The sequence below is a fragment of the Planotetraspora silvatica genome (assembly GCF_016863315.1).
GTDB lineage: Bacteria > Actinomycetota > Actinomycetes > Streptosporangiales > Streptosporangiaceae > Planotetraspora > Planotetraspora silvatica.
In genome coordinates this window covers 71,320-88,912 of the sequence record NZ_BOOQ01000050.1, presented here as the reverse complement: position 1 = coordinate 88,912, position 17,593 = coordinate 71,320, and the positions used below count along the sequence as shown (strand labels likewise).

The following is a 17,593-nucleotide window of genomic DNA, read 5'->3' as shown; positions in this document are numbered from 1 at the left end:
GGTATGTCCCCCGCACTGGTCCTGCTCGACGGCGTCCGCTGGCAGGGCGTGCGTGTGGTCGGCGACCGCGCTCAAACCCTGCTGGCCGTGCTCGCCGTACACGGGCGTACGGGGCTCAGTGACGAGCGCCTGGTCGAGGAGTTGTGGCCCGACGAGGCGCCGGCCAACCCGACGAAGGCGCTACAGGTGGTCGTCTCGCGGACCAGGGCGGCGACCTGCGCCGACATCGTGGTGCGGATCCCGCGTGGGTACCGGCTGGGGCTGCCCGCCGATCAGGTGGACGTTCTGCTGCTCGGCGCGCTGGTGGAGCAGGCACGGGCCGCGGTCGGCGAAGACGACGTGGCGCTCGCGCGTCGCCGCGCCGAGGAGGCCATGGATCTCGTGTCCGGCGGCTTGGACGGCGGCACGGGCCCACTCGCCGAACTGAGAGGCGTCGCCGCGGAGTGGGTGGCCGAGGCGCGACGCGTGGCGGCGATCGCGCGGGGCCGGAGCGGCGCCCATGAGGGAGCGCTGCCGTTGCTGGAGGAGGCCGCGGCCGATCGGCCGTACGACGAGGAGTTGCTCGCCTGCCTGCTGCGCAGCGAGGCCGCCGTACGAGGCGCCGCCGCCGCTCTGGAGCGCTACGAGCGGTATCGCGCGGGCCTGGTCGCGCGACTCGGCGCCGAACCAGGGCCTGAGCTCGCCCGCGTGTACGCCGAACTCCTCGCCGCGGATCGGCCGGTGCGCGAGGGCATCCTGTTCGACGGTTCCTCGCTTCTCGGCCGCGACGGCGACATCCGTGCGGTGCACGCCCTGTTGCGGACCAACCGGGTGGTCTCCATCATCGGCCCCGGCGGGCTGGGCAAGACGCGGCTGGCTCATGTCGTCGGCAGGAACGCCGTGCAGCCCATCGCTCACTTCGTCGAGCTTGTCGGCGTCTCCTCGGCGGAGGGCGTGGTGGGCGAGGTGGGCTCGGCGCTCGGGGTTCGGGACTCGGTCAGCGGGCGTCGTGCCCTGACCGCCGAGCAGCGTTCCGACGTTCGCGCCCGGATCGCCCAGCATCTCGACCAGGCTCCGGCACTGCTGATCCTGGACAACTGCGAGCATGTGATCGAGGCCGTCGCCGACCTGGTGGCGTTCTTATCCGTGACGACCCGCGACCTGCGGGTGCTCATCACCTCGCGCGCCCCCTTGTCGATCCCCGCCGAACGCGTCTACCTGCTCGGTGAGCTGCCCACAGGCGACGCGGTGGAGTTGTTCCGCCAGCGCGCCACGGCCGCCCGCCCGGGTGCGCGGATCGACGTGCGAGTGGTCGAGGAGGTCGTCGCCCGCCTCGACGGGCTGCCGCTCGCGATCGAGCTGGCCGCGGCCAAGGTGCGGGTGATGTCGGTGGAGGAGATCGCGCTGCGCCTTCCGGACCGGTTCGCCCTGCTGCGCGGCGGGAACCGTACGGCCCCCGACCGGCACCAGACGCTGCTCGCGGTCATCGACTGGTCGTGGAATCTGCTGGATGAGCCGGAACGGCAGGCATCGCGGTGGTTGTCGCTGTTCGGTGATGGTTTCACGCTGGCCGTGGCCGAGCACGTACTCGGCCCGGACGCCCTGCACGTCGTGGACGCGCTGACCGAGCAGTCGATGCTGAGCGTCCGCGAGACGGCGTACGGCCTCCGCTACCGGATGCTGGAGACCGTCAGGGAGTTCGGGCGGATGCGGTTGAAGGAGGCCGGCGAGGAGGCGCTCGCTCGGACGGCGCAGCGGGACTGGGCGACGGCGTACGCCCTCGAACACGCCTCCCAGATCTTCAGCCTGGCACAGTTCGCGGCGGTCGACGCGTTGCGCGCCGAGGAGGGCAACCTCGCCGATCTGCTGCGGCAGGCTCTCGGCGAGTCCGATCCCGTTGCCACGGTCCAGTTGCTGGCCGGCCTCGGCGCGCTGTGGTCGATCCGTGGCGACCACTTCCGGATCCTCGTTCACTGGGACGCGATCAGCCAGGTGATCACCGGTTGGGTGCCGCCGCCGTCCCTTGTCGAGGTGACCAGGGCCGCCGTGCTGATCACGCTCATGAACATCGCGATCGTCACCGATCGCCGCGGCGATCCGTTGCGCGATCTCCTCCGTGCGCTGCCCACCAGCGGCACGACGGATTCCCGCGTGACGGCGATGGCCGCGGTGCTGCTCGCGTGCGACGCGGCCGACGGTGCCGAGATGCATCGCCGGCTGGAGCAGTTGTGCCGGAGCACCGACCGTGACGTCGCCTTGGCGGCGACGCAGATGAACGTCCACGTCTTGGAGAACGCGGGTGACGTGACCGGGGCGATCGAGGCCGCTGAGCGGACCCTGTCGATGCTCCGAGAGGACGAGGGCCCGTGGTTCGCCGCGATCATGCGCGCCGTGCTGGCCCACCTGGTCATGCAGCTCGGCGACCGCCGGCGGGCGGTCGGACACGCGCGGACCGCCATCCCGGTGCTGAGCCGGCTCGGCGCCGCCGAAGACGAGACCCAGCTACGCGCGCTGCTGCTGACCTCCGCGCTCGCCGACGGCGATCTCGACACCGCGGAGGCCGAGCTCGCCGAGATCACCCGGATCAACGACAATGAGGCAGTGCTCGGCGGGGTGGCGATCGTCTCGTTGTGCGCGGCCGAGCTCGCCCTCGCCCGCGGCGAGACGGCCGCCGCGCTCGCGGAATACCGCCTGGCCGTCCAGCGGGCCCGCGATCTGCGCCTGCCCGGGATGCCGAGCGCGGAGTTCACGCCGTGGTCGCTCGTCGCGGTGTCGGTCACCCTGACGGCGTACGCGTACCACGCCCCGCCGGAAGACGTCCGGTACGGCGAGGAGCTGTTCTCCGCCGTCCGGGGCTACGACCTGCTGGCCGTGAAGAACCCCGTCCTCGACTACCCGCTGTGCGGCTCGATGCTCTTCGCCCTCGGCGCCTGGGGGTTGTTGCGCGGAGCCATGGCCCCCGGCGACTCGATCGGGTTGCTGGTGCTCGCCGAGCGGTTCGCGTACAACAGCCTCATGCCCAGCATGACCTTCGAGCGGATCGAACCGTACGCGGAGCGGGCCGCGCCCGGGTTGATCGCCGCCGTGCGGGCCCACTACGGCGATCGACGCGGCTCCGACGTGCTCGACGAGGCACGGAGTCTCGTCGAGCAGGTCTCCGGCCGTGCCGGACGGAGGTCACATGTGCCGTTTGTAGCTGCGTACCGACAGCGGCGCGAAGATCGCCATGACGATCAGGCACGCCAGGATCGTCCAGGCCACCTCTCCGCTGACGACGGCGTGGTTGGCGAGGTCGCGGGCGGCCGTGACCAGATGTGAGACCGGGTTGATCCGTACGAACGCGGCCAGCCAGCCGGGCAGGGTGTCGACGGGGACGAACGCGTTCGACAGGAACGTCAAAGGGAACAAGATCATCATGGAGATGCCCTGCACGGCCTGGGCGCTCCGGGCGATCGTGCCGACCCAGGTGAAGACCCACGCCAGCGACCAGCCCGTGAAGATCGCCAGCAGGATCGCGGCGAGCACGCCGCCCGCTCCGCCGCCCGGACGGTAGCCCATCACCAGACCCATGCCGAAGGTCAGCGTGGCCGCGATCGTATAGCGCAGCAGGTCGGCCACCATCGGGCCGGCGAGTGGCGCGATCCGGGCGATCGGCAACGACTTGAACCGGTCGAAGACGCCCTTCTCCATGTCCTCGCGGAGTTGCGTGCCCGTGGCCATGCACGTCGTCAGCACGGTCTGGGCGAGGATGCCGGGGATCATCAGGGGGAGGTAGCTCTGCACGTCGCCGGCGATGGCGCCGCCGAAGATGAAGGCGAACATCGCGGTGAACAGGATCGGCTGCAGCGCCACATCGAAGAACTGCTCCGGGTTGCGGCGCATCTTCTTGAGCGCCCGCCACGCCATCATCATCGTCTGGGCGAGCGTCTCCGCCATGGAGACGTGCCGCCGGGCGGCGGCCACGCGGTCGGCGGCCGTGACCACTTCGCGGGCAGGTGCGATCAGGGTGCTCATCGGTTCTCCTCCGTGCCGGTCTCGTCGTCGCCGTCCGTCTCGTGGCCGGTGAGGGCGAGGAACACCTCGTCCAGGCTGGGCTTGGCCACGCTCACCGAGGAGATCGACACCCCGGCGGCGCGAAGCGCGATCAGTACGTCCGCGGCCAGGTCGGCCTGGTCGAGGGCGACGTTGAGGCGGCCCTGCTCCGGGCTGAGGATCGGGTCTGAGCCGAGGACGCGCCGCACGACCTCCACGGCGGCGGACCCCTCGCCCGGGTCGGCGAGTCGCAACTGGAGGGCCGAGTTGCCGACCGCGGTCTTCAACTCGTCGGGGGTGCCCTCGGCGACTTTGCGGCCGTGGTCGATGACGGCGACGCGATCGGCGAGTTGGTCGGCCTCGTCCAGGTATTGCGTGGTCAGCAGCACCGTGCAGCCGTCGGCGACCAGACCGCGGATGGTGTCCCACATCTGGCCGCGCGTGCGCGGATCGAGACCGGTGGTCGGCTCGTCGAGGAAGATCAGCGGCGGCCTGGTGATCAGGCTGGCCGCCAGGTCGAGGCGGCGGCGCATGCCGCCGGAGAACTGCGCGATCGGTTTGCCGGCGGCTTCCTCCAGGCCGAACTGGGCCAACAGCTCGGTGGCGATGCGCCGGGCGCGCGGCGCGGCGATGCCCTGCAGGCGACTGAAAAGCCAGAGGTTCTCGCGGGCGGTCAGGTTCTCGTCGACCGATGCGTACTGTCCGGTGACGCCGACCAGCTGGCGGATCACGTGCGGGTTGCCGGCCACGTCGACCCCGAAGATCTCGGCACGGCCTGCGTCGATCTTCAAGAGGGTGGCCAGCATCCGTAGCGTGGTGGTCTTGCCGGCGCCGTTCGGGCCGAGGACGCCGAAGATCTCGCCGGGGCGTACGTGTAGGTCGATCCCGTCGACGGCACGGTGCTCGCCGAACGTCTTCATCAGCCCTTCCGCACGTACGGCCAGATCGGTGCTCTCGTTGGGGGCCGGGCCGCCCCCGGTACGTCCGAGTTCTGTGATGCTCATGGCTCCACTCTCCGCGGCGCCGGTTTCACGGCACCCTCGACCGGGTTTCACCGGTTGCCCGGAGGTCCGTGGGGACGAAAATCGCGTCCTCGACCTCGCTCGGCCGGTTCTACCGGCGATGCCCCTTGGCGAGATCGGCGACCAGGGCGATCGTGGAGGGCGTCACCTCGATCCCGATCCAACGGTCACGGTCACCGCGGAACCGGTTCCACCAGAACACCAACCGGGCCGCGGGATACCTGCGCGACATGAGCCGTCGCACTCGGGCCGTCTCCGTCTCATCCAGAAGCCGGGCCGTGCCGTTCGTGCCTGGTGCGCCCTCGGCGATGCGCCCCCTGCCGTCGCACGGTGCGACCACAACGGACGGGTTGTCACGGAGTCGTCTGACCTTTCCGCTGTCCCGTGCCGTCAGCACGAACAATTCGTCGCCGTCGACGACGAACCCGACCGGGGTGGGGACGGCCTGGCCGTTCTCGCGGAAGGTGGTCAGACTGATGTGCCGACCGCGGATGGTCTCGTTGAGCCAGGTCATGCCGGGTCCGGCGCGGCCAGGCCGGCCCGGATCACCGGGTAGACGCGGTGCATCAACTCGCTGTCGCCGCGGAAGCACCGCATCGCCTGCAGGCCGACGACCTGGCCGGGCTGAGGTCGTGCCGCCAGTTAACAAGTAGCCGATGAGCGGATGCCGCTGTTGCGTGAGGCATCGCTAGCCGTGCTCCGCCGCCCAGGCGCAGATGGCAGACAGCGGCTCCCGCAGGGTTTTGCCGAGTGTGGTCAGGGCGTACTCCACATGCTGTGGGGCGGTTTCCTTGAGCACCCGCCGTTCGACCAGCCCGTCGCTTTCCATGTTCCGCAGGGTCTCGGTCAGGACCTTTTGAGTGATGCCAGGTAGCCTGCGGCGCAGTTCGGCGTGCCGCTGTGGTCCCGCGAGTAGTGCGTAGATCAGCAGGACGCGCCACTTGGCGGCCAGCCGCTCCAGCGCCTGCCGGGTCGTGCAGCTTTCTTCCAGGACGTCGGGTATCACCAGTGCCATGGGGTTCTCCCGTGTGGAGGGGCACCTCAAAGTGCCTTCTGGCCGGTTCAAGATCAGGGCGCCTAGTGTCTCGGTCATGACAGAGCTTAAGGTCCACACGTACACGGCCGCGGAGCCCGGGATCTTCGTCAACAGTTACCTGCTGGAGACGGTGGACGGCGTGGTGCTCGTCGATGCCGGACTGCTGGTGTCCGACGCCAGGGCGCTGGCCGCGCGGCTCGCGGCGTTGCGCAAGCCGCTGGTTGCGGCGTTCGTGACGCATCCCCACCCGGATCACTTCAACGGGCTGCCATACGTGGTCGGCGACGACGTGCCGGTCTATGCGACGGCGTTGGTCGCCAAGACGATCGAGCAGACTGCGGTCGCCAAGCGGGAGCAGTGGCAGCCCACCTACGGCGAGGAGTGGCCGGACCGGTTCCGGGTGCCGGACCGGCCGCTGGACGGTGGCGGCACCGTGGACGTCGCCGGGCTGCGGATTCAGGTGCACGACCTCGGGGCCGCTGAAAGTCACGCCGACTCCTATCTCCTCGTCGAGGCCGGCGAGAAGCGGAATGCCTTCATCGGTGACCTGGCCTTCGACGGCGTGCACTCCTACACGGTGGACGGGCATTCGGGCGCGTGGCTGAGTGTGCTCGACCGGCTGGTGGACGAGCTGGCCGAGGTGCCGCTGTATCCGGGCCACGGCGCGCCCGGCGACACCGGCCTGCTGACCCGGCAGCGCCAGTACCTGCTGATGTACCGAGAGGCGGTGGGGCACTTGGCCGCCGGTGCGCCGAATCTGAGCGACACGCAGAAGCTGGAGCTGACGCAGACCATGACCCGCTTCCTGCCTGATGCGCCCCTGGGCTGGCTGGTCGGCCTGGGCGCGGACGCCGTTGCCGCCGAACTCGCCGCGTGATCACGAAGGTTGGGATCTCGGCGCCTGGGAGGGCTCATGACCACTGTCAAAACTGAGCGGATCACCTTCGGCAGCGAAGGTGTGGAGTTGGTGGGCGAGCTCCGGGTTCCGGACGCGGACGGTCCGCAGCCTGCCGTGGCACTCACCGGCCCCTTCACCGGGGTGAAAGAGCAAGTGGTCGGCACCTACGCCGAGGTACTCGCTCAGGCTGGGCTCGTCACGCTCGCCTTTGACCACCGGGGCTTCGGGGAAAGCGGCGGACGCCGCCAGCATGAGGACAGTCAGGGAAAACTGGCTGACCTGAGGGCCGCGGTCGGCGTGCTGGCCGGCCGGCCCGAGGTAGACCCGGCTCGGATCGGTGTGGTCGGCGTCTGCCTCGGCGGGGGCTATGCGGTGCGGGCCGCCGCCACGGATTCCCGCGTGAAGGCGGTGGCCGGAATAGCGGGTGCCTACAACAGCCCGGCTCAGATCACCCAGACCATGGGCATTGACGCCTATCGGTCCGCGCTCGGCGGCTTCCTGGACCGGTACGACGAGTACGTGCCCGCCGTGGCGCCCGACGGCGGCGAGGCCGCGATGGCAGGCGATGAACCGTATGCCTACTACGGCACCGCCCGGTCCGCGTCGCCGTACTGGCGCGACGAAGTCACCAGAGGATCGCTCCACTCCCTGATGACCTTCGACGCCCTCAGCGCGGCTGATCTCCTGGCCGCCACCCCGCTATTGATTGTCCACGGAAAGACCGACGCCTACTGCTCGCCGGAGCTGGCTCGGGAGCTCTACGAACGCAAGCCCGGAGACAAGGAGATCCTTTGGCTGGACGCCGACCAGCATATCGACCTCTATGACGTGAAACCGCACGTCACCCGAGCCGCTCAGGCGACCGCCGACTTCCTCCACCGCAACCTCAGGCCCTGACGGCTGGGAACGATGAGCCGCCCGTTCCAAGTCAACAGGTTCAGTCTCAGCCGAACCGGCACACACTGACATGCCGATGAGCGGCAGTCGGCGGTTCCGTTCAGTGCTGTGATGAAACGGCACCTCGCGTCGTCGAGAAGAGACGTATCGATTTGTGCCGGGAGGTCACCGCGATGATGAGATACGCCCTCGCATATCGCTTCGGGCTTACTCCGTGGGAGCGTTACGGAAGGGCCGCGGCGGCAAGTATCGGGGCCCTGCTGGACCGGGAGGAGCCAGAGCGGTCGCGCCCGCTCGGTCGTGCGATCGATCTCGGCTGCGGCCGTGGCCAGTACACCCCCGAACTCGCGAGGAGGGGTTGGGAGGCCGTGGGCATCGACAACATCCCGCGCGCGATCGACGCGGCGAACCGCAGGGGTGTCTCCGGCGCCACCTTCGTAGTGGGCGACGTAACGGACCTCGCGCCGGCCGACCTGGGCACGTTCGACTTCTTCTTCGACATCGGCTGCTTTCAGGGCCTGAACTCCGAGCAGCGTCTCGCCGAGGGGCGGGGTGTCTCTGCGCTTGCCGACCCGGGTGCGACGCTGCTGATGCTCGCCTTCGGACCAACCAGGATGCGTTCCGTCGCAGGTGGCGTGTCGAGGGCGGACGTCGAGGCCGCATTCCCGAGCTGGCAGACGCTCTCGGTCGAGCCCGCGGACACCACGGGGCTGGGGTGGCCGCTGACGCAGACAGCGCCGCAGTGGTACAGGCTCCGTCGACAGGCCTAGAGCGAAACATCCTGTCATGCCGCTGGTCGCGCGGTCATGCCGTGCGACGTACGACGATCTCCGCGAGGTGCGTGCCGTAGCCTACGGCTGTGTCGGGATTGACGGATCTGGAGCGGCGGTGCGTCTTGCCGTTCTACTTGGCGATGATGGGCCTGAATGCAGTAAGGCATGGCGTCCCGTTCGACGCTCTGCGCGAAGTGGCGCGAGGGACGACCGACGACGAAGTCGCTGAGCTGCTGGCCTCGCACTGGCGGCCGCGCGTCATGGGCGCTTGGCTCGCGTCTGGTCGGACCCAGCGCCTGGAGGCTGCGCTGCTGGAAAGCCTGGAGACCTCGCTGGGGACGCTGACAGCGCCGCCTCTGGCGACCGTCGCCCTTCATGGTCTGGGAGCGAAGGCCGTACCCTCACTCACGACCTACCTCCGACTGGACCTCGAGCATCGACGGGGCTCGGCCTCATTCGTAGCCGCCGTTCTCGAACGACTGGACGTCACGCCGACCGGCGTTGCCATCGGCGACCGAGACCGCAGGGCCGTAGACGGAATGCTGATCGTCGCGCGCCGACTAGCCAAGGCAGAACCAGAAATCCCTCTGGACGCCGCTAACTGAAGCAATGCACCGCTCGCCTGCTGGGTGTGCTCCGCTTGACGTTGACCTGATTGAGGGGCGCTCCTGGGGACAGGGGCGACGACTCCTCTTTGCTGTTCCACTCCCACCGGTCGCACGGTCTTCACGACGAACTCAGCCGACGACAGTGTAGGTCGAGCCCGCTGCAGGCCGACGTCCTCATTGCCGCTGACCGCGCGCTCTTGCCGACGACAGCGCGTTGAGAGCAGGACACGGAATCGATCAGCTGAGCGCCTGCCTGCCGCTTACGGCGTCGGTGGATCACCGGGTGGTTCGGTCAGCCATGCCAGGACACGTCGCGAACGTTCGAATTCAGGGCCATGGACCGCAGGCCGGAGATGACTTGAGTCAGTCCTGTGGAGTGAGCAGGACGATCGGGATCACGCGGTCGGTCTTCTGCGCGTATTCAGCGTACAGCGGGAAGATGCTCACCATCTGGGCCCAGAGGGGCTCGCGCTCGGCCGGGGACGCGACCCGGGCGCGGGCGGTGAACCGGCGGGTGCCGGCCTGCACGCCGACGCTCGGGTCCGACTGGAGGTTCTTGAACCACTCTGGATCCTCGTCGGCGCCGCCCTTGGAGGCGACGACGACGAAGTCGTCCCCCGAGGTGCCGTAGATCAGGCAGGTGCGACGCGGCTCGCCGGTCCTGCGTCCGGTCGTGGCGAGCACGAGTGTGTATACGCCGTCCGACTCGTGTCCCTCGGTTCCGCCCGAGGCCAGATACGTCCGGGTCTGCTCGGCGACCCAGTCCCACTTCGAGTCGGTGGCACGGTCGAGATCATCAGCGGCGGCCATGGCGGCGGTCCTTTCCGATGCGGATGGTAATGGTCGGTGATCTATCACGCGGACGCACGGAGCGTCGTTCAGCGGAGTTCCTCGACCAGCCCGATGATGACGCCGGCGGGGCCGCGGACGTAGCAGTACCGGCAGTAATCCTCGTACTGCGCCAGCTCGCCCACGAGCTCGGCGCCGTGGCCGCGCAGCCGGTCGAGGACATCCTCGACTGCGTCGACGACGAACGTGAGCCGAGGGATGCCCGGGGTGTTCACCGGCTCCCACGGCGCACTGCTGGTGGCCACCGGCCGATGGAACGTCGACAGCTCGACCCGGCCCTGGCCGTCCGGGGTCCGCACGACAGCAATGTCCGATCGCACGCCCTCCAGCCCGATGAGCTGATCCACCCAGGCACCCTCGACCGTGGTCTGGCCCTCCAACTCCAGGCCCAGTTCGACGAAGAACGCGATCGCCGCCGCGAGATCCTCCACCACGAAGCCGACGTGATCCATCCGGTGAATCGTCATGATTTCCTCCTGTATCGCACGGCCCCTCGTGGCCGCTCGTGCCCCGGGGACGGAGCCGGCGTCACGTTCTCGACATCCTCGGCCATCCTTTTTTGGCACCACCCCGGCCAACAACAAGGACGGGACCACCGGACCCGCCGGTCCCGGTACCGGGTCAGCCATGACCCGGTACCAATCGCGACTGTCCGAACGGCAAGCACTACTGGAGGCTGGCGCCTTGGCCCTCCACGGAGGGACCATCACCACGAGATGGTTGCGTACCCCCGAAAATGCGGGAGAACGGGACCGGCCGACTGACTCTCAAGGCGATGATTTGACGGCCATCGAACGTACTCTTCTGCCGCTGACCGCGCGCTCATGCCGAGTTGAGTGCGATCCGCCGGGACACCGCGACAGGCTCTAGCTGTCATCGGTAGGCGGGCGCTGAGGCCGCTCTTCCCCGGTTGATATGCGCTGGACCTCGCCCAACCGTTCGGTGAGGAAGGCGCGTTCGACGCCGTTCTCGGTGAGGGCCAGGGCCTCCTGGTACGCGTCCGCCGCCTGCGTCCACCGGTGCAGTCGGCGCAGGAAGTCGGCGCGGGCGGCGCTGAGGTAGCCGTAGGTGGCCAACGCCGGCTCGGCGAGCAGCGGCGTCAGCGCGTCGAGGCCTGCCTGCGGGCCGTCGCGCAGTCCCACGGCGACGGCACGGTTGAGCTCGACCACCGGCGAGGGCCAGAGCTGGAGGAGGACGTCGTACAGCCCGACGATCTCCGCCCAGTCCGTGTCCTGCCAGGTCGGAGCCTCGGCGTGCACCGCGGCGATCGCGGCCTCGACGGCGTACCGCGTCAGCGGCCGCCGGCGTAGCGCATCGGTCAGCAGGGCGATGCCCTCACCGATGAGCTGGGTGTCCCAGCGCGTGCGGTCCTGCTCCGAGAGCAGCTGAAGCCGCCCGGCGGCGGACAGGCGGCTGTCGGCGCGCGCCTCGATGAGCAGCAGCAGCGCGAGCAGGGCGCTGACCTCGGCGTCGTTGGGCATGAGCAGATGCAGCATGCGGGCGAGGCCGATCGCGCTGTCCACCAGGTCCCGGCGGACGAGATGCGCGCCGATCGGCGCCGTGTGGCCGGTGGTGAAGATCAGATGCAGGACCTCGAGGACGGCGCTGACGCGTTCGGCGAGGTGGTCGGGTGAGGGCACGCGGTACGGGATACGGGCGGCGGTGATCTTCTTCTTGGCCCGGGTGATCCGCGCGGCCATGGTGGGCTCCGGCACCAGAAACGCGCGGGCCACTTCGGCCGTGGACAGGCCGCACACCAGTCGCAGTGTCAGCGCCACCTGAGCGTCGCGCGACAACGCCGGGTGACAGCAGGTGAAGATGAGCCGCAGGCGGTCGTCGTCGAGGCCGTCCTCGGGCCCGGGCACCGACTGTTCCGATACAAGCAGCGGCAGGGCCCGGCGCAGCACCGACTCGCGACGCAGCACATCCAGCGCCCGGTTGCGGGCAGTGGTCGTGAGCCACGCACCGGGGCGATCTGGGACGCCGACCTGCGCCCAGGTCTGCAACGCCTGGGCGTAGGCCTCCTGGGTGCACTCCTCAGCGAGATCGAGGTCCCGGGTCAGGCGCGCCGTCGCGGCCAGCACCTGGGCCCAGTCGCGGCGGTGCGCCTGCGCGACCGCCGCGAGGACCTCGGCGCTCATCCGTGATCGACCACCGGGCGGATCTCCACCCCGCTGTGGCCGGCGGAGACCTCGTACAGCCGCGACGCCAGACCGATCACCTCGTCGAGGTCGGCGGCTTCGATCAGGTAGTAGCCGCCCACCGCCTCCTTGGTTTCCAGGAACGGCCCATCAGTGATGGTCAGCCGACCGGCGGGGTCCGCGCGCAGTGTGGTCGCGACCGTCGCCGGCTCCAGCTCCCGGGAGTCAAGGACCGCCGCCCCGGCCGCCTTGACGAGGGAACGATGACCCTCGGCGAGTTCCTCCCGCTGCTGAGCGGACATCGCGGCCCACTCCCTCTCGTCGCCGTGGATGAGGATCAGATACTGCGCCACGTCAGCCATCCCTTCAGGTGGGGGCCCGGCCGGGCCCGCCTACCCCTACGACGAGTCAAACCGATCGCCAATCGACAAGTCGAGAAACAATTTCCACAGCGTAGAAGATCGCTATCTTCGACTCGGCCCGCTCTCGTGCAGCGTCTCCTGCGAACACTTCCCGGCGCATCGGCGAAGGGGGAGTGACCACCCACCCGAGGAAGGAACCCATGAGACGAGCGGAGGCACAGACGGCGGAGGTGGCAGGAGAGCTCGGCGATGTAAGTGCCGGGCCGACCGATGCCGAGATCATCGGGCTTTCGGGGCGAGAACCGGAGCGGTTCGCCGATATCTTCGATCGTTACTACGCCGAGATTTACGGATACGTCGAGCGGCGGCTCGGGCCGAGCATGGCCGACGACGTGGCGGCGGAGACCTTTTTGATCGCCTTCGACAGAAGAGGCCGTTTTGACACGGCGCATTCAACGGCCAGGCCGTGGTTGTACGGGATCGCCTCCAACCTCATCTCCCGTCACCACCGAGCCGAGACCCGCCACTACCGGGCCCTGACCCGGGTCGGCCCGCCCGGCGCCGTCGACGGGCCCGCGGACCGGATCGTGGGGCGCGTCGTCGCCGAGTCGAACCGGGGGCGGCTCGCGGCGGCGCTGGCCGCGATTTCCCAGGGTGACCGGGACGTGCTGCTGCTCGTCGCATGGGCCGGGCTGACCGGGGAGGAGGCCGCGCGGGCTCTGGACATCCCTTCGGGGACGGCCCGATCACGCCTGCATCGAGCCCGCAAGAAGATACGCGCCGCGCTGGGCGGCATCGACCCCACGACAATCGGAGAGGACGCCTGATGGATGACTTGACGACTCTGCGCGAGGTTTGGGGCGAGCCCAAGACGCCTTCGCACACTGCACGGATGGAGGCTCGGGCGGCTCTGCTGACCAGGGCCGCGGGCCGTACCCCGGAGCCGGTACGGCCCCGCCGCCGGTTCCGGATGCTCAGGGCGGGCGTGGGACTCCTCGCCGTCGGCGCGCTGGCAGCGGTCGTGGCGGCCGGGGTGACCGTCGTACAGACCTCCGGTGGGAACCGGGAGCCTGGTCGGATCGGGTCGGTCGCCTTGGCGGCGAACGTACTGGACCGGGCCTCCGCGGCCGCCGAGCAACGGCCCTTCACCCCGCTACAGAGCCATCAGTGGATCTACACGAAGATGTCGGAAACGACCGGTGTGAACGCCAAAGGAGGGGTCGACGGCGGGCCCTACAAGACCGTGGTCGAGGAGAGATGGGAGCGGGCCGACGGCAAGCAGGGCGCCGGCATCACGAACGGCAAGGTCTATGTCGGACCCGAGCTAGTGAGGCCGCAGCGCCCGTTCTCTTACGCTCCTCTACCCACAGACCCCGACGCGCTGCTGCAGAAGCTCGGCGTGCGGACGGGTGGCTATGAGATGGCTTATGACAGTCTGGTCAACATCTTGGCCTTCAATGTCGTGCCGCCCAAGCAGGAAGCGGCGATCTTCCAGGCCATCAAGAAGATCCCTAACGTGACCTTGATCACGGGCAGGGTCGACGCGGCCGGCCGACCGGCGATCGCTCTGGGGCTGGAAATGGACGCGATGCACCAGGAAGTGCTACTCGACCCGAAGACCTATGCCTTCCTGGGGGACCGGATTATCACGATCAAGGACCAGACATTCGAGTCGGACGGCGGGCCGCCGGTCTTTGTGAAGAAGGGGACCGTGGAGTACGAGCGGCTGCGTACCGCCGTGGGCATCGTCGCGAAGCCGGGCCAGCGCCCCTCCTGAGTCGAGCTCTTCTACCGCGTAAGCGTGCCGTCCGGTGCCTGCACCGGACGGCACGCACGCCGTTCGACCCGCTTCGCGGTGCCCGGGGTGAGGGAACGCCGAGCGTCTCCAGGCAGTTCCAGCGGATCTGATAACGCGAAGATCCGGTGACCGCGGCTCCTCGCCACAATCATTCGGCCAGGTCAAGTCCATCATTGTTCGAGCGCCGTCGAAGCATCGTGCGCGTACGGTCGAGGTGTAGCACCTACCGAATGGGTAGGCCAGGGGAGAAGCCGGATCTCAATGGGGCTTGCGGCCCAGGTCAGAGACATCTCGGCCCTATTGGATGGACAAGTCTCCGCAGATCGAAGGCGCGTCGCAGGACGCCGGAGCCGCGCGCACTGCGATTTTCCAGGGCCCGATTTGCGATGTCGTACGAAGGGGGCTCTTGTGAAGACTGAGCACACGCCCACACCCAAACTGGTCACCGAGCACGCCGAGGCCATTCCCGGTTACACCTACGGCACGGCCGAGGCCGCCGCCTCGCCGTTGACCATGCAGGACCTGGAACGGCTCAAGGAAGTGGTGGGGCTCACCGAAGAGGATCAACGAGCTCTCGAGGATGCCGCCGGCATCCTCGCCGATCAGGCCGACGACATGGTGACCGCCTACCGCCGACGGCTCGGCGAGCTGCCGTTCATGCGCCCCTACTCCGGCCATCCCGACGGCAGGTCCAACCCCGAGTACGGCGCGGCGTCCAAGCCACGTTTCGACCGGTTCATCATCGACGCCTGTACCCGCCCGCTGGATCAGGCCTGGTTGAACTACCAGCAGGAGATCGGGCTGCGTCACACCCGGGCCAAGAAGAACGCCACCGACCACGCCGACTCGCTCGACCACATTCCGATGCGCTACCTGCTGGCCTTCACCGCCGTCGTGATCGCCACGGCGCGTGAGTACCTGGCCGCCAAGGGCGCCTCGCCCGAGCAGGTCGACCGCATGCACGCGGCCTTCACCAAGTCGGTCATGCTGCACGTCACGGTCTGGACCCGGCCCTACGTGGACACCGCCGACTGGTGACCGCCGGGCTCGGGCAAACCGCGCAAACCATCGGAACCGAACAGGGGGATGACAACGATGAACCACAACCTGGCCACGCCCGCCGGCGCCGACGGCGAGTGGATCGGTGGCGAGCCCCGCGTTCTCGTCTTCGACGTGAACGAGACCCTCATCGACTTCGAGTCGATGGACCCGCTCTTCGAGAAGATCTTCGGCGACGCCCGGGTCATGCGCGAGTGGCTCAGCCAGCTCATCATGTACTCGATGACGATCACCCTGTCCGGCCTCTGGGAGGGCTACTTCACTCTGGGCCAGGGGCTGCTCAAGATGGTCGGCGACGTCCACGGCGTCCAGGTCTCCGACGACGACGTGGAGGAGATCGGGCAGGCCATGCTGACCATGCCCGCCCATCCCGACGTCGAGCCGGGTCTGACCAAGCTCAGAGACGCGGGCTTCCGCCTGGTCACGCTGACCAACTCGCCGGGCAACCCCGGCGGGCAGAGCCCGCTGGAGCACGCGGGCCTCGCGCCGTTCTTCGAGCGGCAGTTCACCGTCGAGACCGTCCGCGCCTACAAGCCCGACACGCACGTCTACCATCTGGTCGCCCAGGAACTGGCGGTGCCGCCGTCCACATGCTTCATGGTCGCCTGCCATGTCTGGGACACCGTGGGCGCCCAAAGCGCCGGCTACACCGCGGGCCTGGTCACCCGGCCGGGCAACGCGCCTCTGCCCGTCGCCTCGCTGCCTCAGCCCAACATCGTCGCACCGGACCTGCCCGGCCTGGCCGACCAGCTCATCCAGCGATGGCGCTCGTAGGCCACGCACGCACGGATGCGCCGGGATCACGTGCCCGTCGCCGGAGACGGCTCCGTCTCGCGCCGGGCGCTGCGGGAAGCCGAAATCGGCGAGAGCCGGGCGGAGCCCGCCGGTGTCTCAACAGATCCGCGCATACTCACTGACGGGAGTACGACGATGAACAGACAGATGATCCGCGTCGAGCCGTTGTCGAGCTACCTGGAGCGATGGAAAGCGCCGACCTCGGCCGCCACTCGAAGCGGCGACACCATCTATGTCTCGGGATTCCCGCCCTTCGACCCCGACACCGGTGACGTAATAGAGGGAGCCTCGATCGAGCGCCAGGCCGAGCTCGTCCTGGAGCAGATGAAACTCTGTCTGGAGACGGCGGGCTCGTCCTTGGAGAACGTCCTCAAATGCAACGTGTACTGCACATCCGTCGAGAAGTTCGCCGCGGTAAACGCCGTATACGGCCGATACTTCCCCAGCGATCCACCCGCGCGGATCTTCGTGTGCGTTCCCGCATGGCCCGGCCCCTTCGACATAGAAATCGACTGCGTCGCCGCCGTCTGACCTTCTTGCGCAGGCCGCGGCCCGCGCCTGTCGGGCCAGGCGATCGGAGGCGGGCCACCTGAGGGGAACCATCATGACCAGCGATTATGAGCGCCAATACCGATTTCTTGCCGATCGTGATCCGGTCCTCGCACGCCTGGCCGAAGAGTACGGTCATCCCAACCCTTTCGAATGGCACGACGGCGGCCGTACCGGATCGAGCAATTTCGCGGCGATGACGCTGCACATCGTCGGCCAGCAGATCTCCGCCGTCGTTGCGTTCGTCGTTTTCGACCGGATCGCGGCCGCGGTCGGCGGCATCCCCACACCCGGCGGCATCATCGCGTTGGGAGCCGAACGGTTGCGCGAGTGCGGCCTGTCTCGGGCGAAGGCGGCATACGTCCTTGACCTCGCGCACCGGCAGGTGAGCGGCCTCATCGACATCGAGGACATGGCCGACCTGGACGACAGTGCGGCGATAGCCGCGCTGACCGCGGTGAAAGGTATCGGATTGTGGTCGGCACAGACGTTCCTGATCCACCAACTCCACCGCAGCGACGTCCTGCCCGCCGGTGACGTCGGCATCCGCCGCGCCATCGGCAAGGCGTGGCAGCGCGAGGATCTGCCGACCGTGGAGGAGGCGCGGAAGATGGCGACCACGTGGGCGCCCTATCGGACGTATGCGGCCGCGCTGCTATGGAGATCGCTGCGACCCGCAGACGAACTGTCCGACCCCAAAGCCCGCGCCCTGAGCCGGGAAGTTGGAGCGTAAGCGGTTCCTGCCGAACCTGGAGGAGCCTGCCGCCCCTGCCGCCGAGCCCGCCGAAACGGGAA

The 17,593-nt window shown here is 68.7% G+C and carries 18 protein-coding genes and 1 pseudogene; 11 read left to right on the top strand and 8 right to left on the bottom strand.

The genetic code is table 11. The annotated features are described in order from the left end of the window. Positions 1 to 3: 3 nt before the first annotated feature. A pseudogene (locus Psi02_RS40405) lies at positions 4 to 1,140 on the top strand (AfsR/SARP family transcriptional regulator); the annotation flags it as partial. A 2,016-nt stretch (positions 1,141 to 3,156) separates the two neighbouring features. On the opposite strand, the gene Psi02_RS40400 reads toward Psi02_RS40405, so the two are convergent. The 4 genes from Psi02_RS40400 to Psi02_RS33220 all read right to left on the bottom strand — a co-directional run bounded on the left by Psi02_RS40400 (position 3,157) and on the right by Psi02_RS33220 (position 6,048). Next, on the bottom strand, positions 3,157 to 3,993 hold the full coding sequence (locus Psi02_RS40400; protein WP_239095371.1) for an ABC transporter permease: 837 nt from the start codon (positions 3,991 to 3,993) through the stop codon (positions 3,157 to 3,159). Further along, the gene (locus tag Psi02_RS33230; protein WP_203979798.1) at positions 3,990 to 5,015 is read right to left on the bottom strand and encodes an ATP-binding cassette domain-containing protein; all 1,026 of its coding nucleotides are present in this window, start codon (positions 5,013 to 5,015) and stop codon (positions 3,990 to 3,992) included. Before Psi02_RS33230 ends, Psi02_RS40400 begins: the two co-directional genes overlap by 4 nt. A gap of 109 nt (positions 5,016 to 5,124) precedes the next feature. Continuing rightward, positions 5,125 to 5,547, bottom strand: coding sequence for a PPOX class F420-dependent oxidoreductase (locus tag Psi02_RS33225; RefSeq protein WP_203979797.1), 423 nt, complete (start codon positions 5,545 to 5,547; stop codon positions 5,125 to 5,127). Between the two features lie 174 nt (positions 5,548 to 5,721). Next, on the bottom strand, positions 5,722 to 6,048 hold the full coding sequence (locus Psi02_RS33220; RefSeq protein WP_203958143.1) for a winged helix-turn-helix transcriptional regulator: 327 nt from the start codon (positions 6,046 to 6,048) through the stop codon (positions 5,722 to 5,724). Positions 6,049 to 6,124: 76 nt separating this feature from the next. Between Psi02_RS33220 and Psi02_RS33215 the strand changes: the two genes are divergently transcribed. From Psi02_RS33215 to Psi02_RS33200, 4 genes are all read left to right on the top strand, one after another. Further along, positions 6,125 to 6,946, top strand: a complete 822-nt coding sequence (locus tag Psi02_RS33215; RefSeq protein WP_203979796.1) for an MBL fold metallo-hydrolase — start codon at positions 6,125 to 6,127, stop codon at positions 6,944 to 6,946. A 36-nt stretch (positions 6,947 to 6,982) separates the two neighbouring features. Next, positions 6,983 to 7,864, top strand: a complete 882-nt coding sequence (locus Psi02_RS33210) for an alpha/beta hydrolase (protein WP_203979795.1) — start codon at positions 6,983 to 6,985, stop codon at positions 7,862 to 7,864. Positions 7,865 to 8,037: 173 nt separating this feature from the next. Then, a complete protein-coding gene (locus Psi02_RS33205; RefSeq protein ID WP_203979794.1) occupies positions 8,038 to 8,634 on the top strand; it encodes a class I SAM-dependent methyltransferase in 597 nt (198 codons plus the stop codon). Positions 8,635 to 8,723: 89 nt separating this feature from the next. Beyond that, positions 8,724 to 9,242, top strand: a complete 519-nt coding sequence (locus Psi02_RS33200; RefSeq protein ID WP_203979793.1) for a DUF6000 family protein — start codon at positions 8,724 to 8,726, stop codon at positions 9,240 to 9,242. Between the two features lie 366 nt (positions 9,243 to 9,608). On the opposite strand, the gene Psi02_RS33195 is transcribed toward Psi02_RS33200, so the two are convergent. The 4 genes from Psi02_RS33195 to Psi02_RS33180 all read right to left on the bottom strand — a co-directional run bounded on the left by Psi02_RS33195 (position 9,609) and on the right by Psi02_RS33180 (position 12,588). Beyond that, the gene (locus Psi02_RS33195) at positions 9,609 to 10,055 is read right to left on the bottom strand and encodes a nitroreductase family deazaflavin-dependent oxidoreductase (protein WP_203979792.1); all 447 of its coding nucleotides are present in this window, start codon (positions 10,053 to 10,055) and stop codon (positions 9,609 to 9,611) included. A gap of 68 nt (positions 10,056 to 10,123) precedes the next feature. Further along, positions 10,124 to 10,561: a VOC family protein gene (locus Psi02_RS33190; RefSeq protein ID WP_239095370.1), complete on the bottom strand. Its 438-nt coding sequence runs from the start codon at positions 10,559 to 10,561 to the stop codon at positions 10,124 to 10,126. 399 nt (positions 10,562 to 10,960) lie between these two features. Further along, entirely contained in the window at positions 10,961 to 12,235 is a 1,275-nt protein-coding gene (locus Psi02_RS33185) for an RNA polymerase sigma factor (protein WP_203979791.1), read from the bottom strand. Continuing rightward, positions 12,232 to 12,588 (bottom strand): YciI family protein, encoded by a 357-nt coding sequence (locus tag Psi02_RS33180; RefSeq protein WP_203979790.1) that lies wholly within the window; start codon positions 12,586 to 12,588, stop codon positions 12,232 to 12,234. The genes Psi02_RS33185 and Psi02_RS33180 overlap by 4 nt, the downstream gene beginning before the upstream one ends. A gap of 209 nt (positions 12,589 to 12,797) precedes the next feature. Between Psi02_RS33180 and Psi02_RS33175 the strand changes: the two genes are divergently transcribed. From Psi02_RS33175 to Psi02_RS33150, 6 genes are all read left to right on the top strand, one after another. Continuing rightward, the gene (locus Psi02_RS33175; RefSeq protein ID WP_203979789.1) at positions 12,798 to 13,424 is read left to right on the top strand and encodes an RNA polymerase sigma factor; all 627 of its coding nucleotides are present in this window, start codon (positions 12,798 to 12,800) and stop codon (positions 13,422 to 13,424) included. Beyond that, on the top strand, positions 13,424 to 14,374 hold the full coding sequence (locus Psi02_RS33170; RefSeq protein WP_203979788.1) for a CU044_5270 family protein: 951 nt from the start codon (positions 13,424 to 13,426) through the stop codon (positions 14,372 to 14,374). Before Psi02_RS33175 ends, Psi02_RS33170 begins: the two co-directional genes overlap by 1 nt. 429 nt (positions 14,375 to 14,803) lie before the next feature. After that, positions 14,804 to 15,433, top strand: a complete 630-nt coding sequence (locus Psi02_RS33165) for a protoglobin domain-containing protein (protein ID WP_203979787.1) — start codon at positions 14,804 to 14,806, stop codon at positions 15,431 to 15,433. Positions 15,434 to 15,490: 57 nt separating this feature from the next. Further along, positions 15,491 to 16,228, top strand: a complete 738-nt coding sequence (locus tag Psi02_RS33160; protein WP_203979786.1) for a haloacid dehalogenase type II — start codon at positions 15,491 to 15,493, stop codon at positions 16,226 to 16,228. Between the two features lie 30 nt (positions 16,229 to 16,258). After that, complete coding sequence (locus Psi02_RS33155) at positions 16,259 to 16,780, top strand: RidA family protein (RefSeq protein WP_203979785.1); 522 nt, start codon at positions 16,259 to 16,261, stop codon at positions 16,778 to 16,780. A gap of 73 nt (positions 16,781 to 16,853) precedes the next feature. Continuing rightward, the gene (locus tag Psi02_RS33150; RefSeq protein ID WP_203979784.1) at positions 16,854 to 17,531 is read left to right on the top strand and encodes a DNA-3-methyladenine glycosylase family protein; all 678 of its coding nucleotides are present in this window, start codon (positions 16,854 to 16,856) and stop codon (positions 17,529 to 17,531) included. The last annotated feature ends 62 nt before the right edge of the window (positions 17,532 to 17,593 follow it).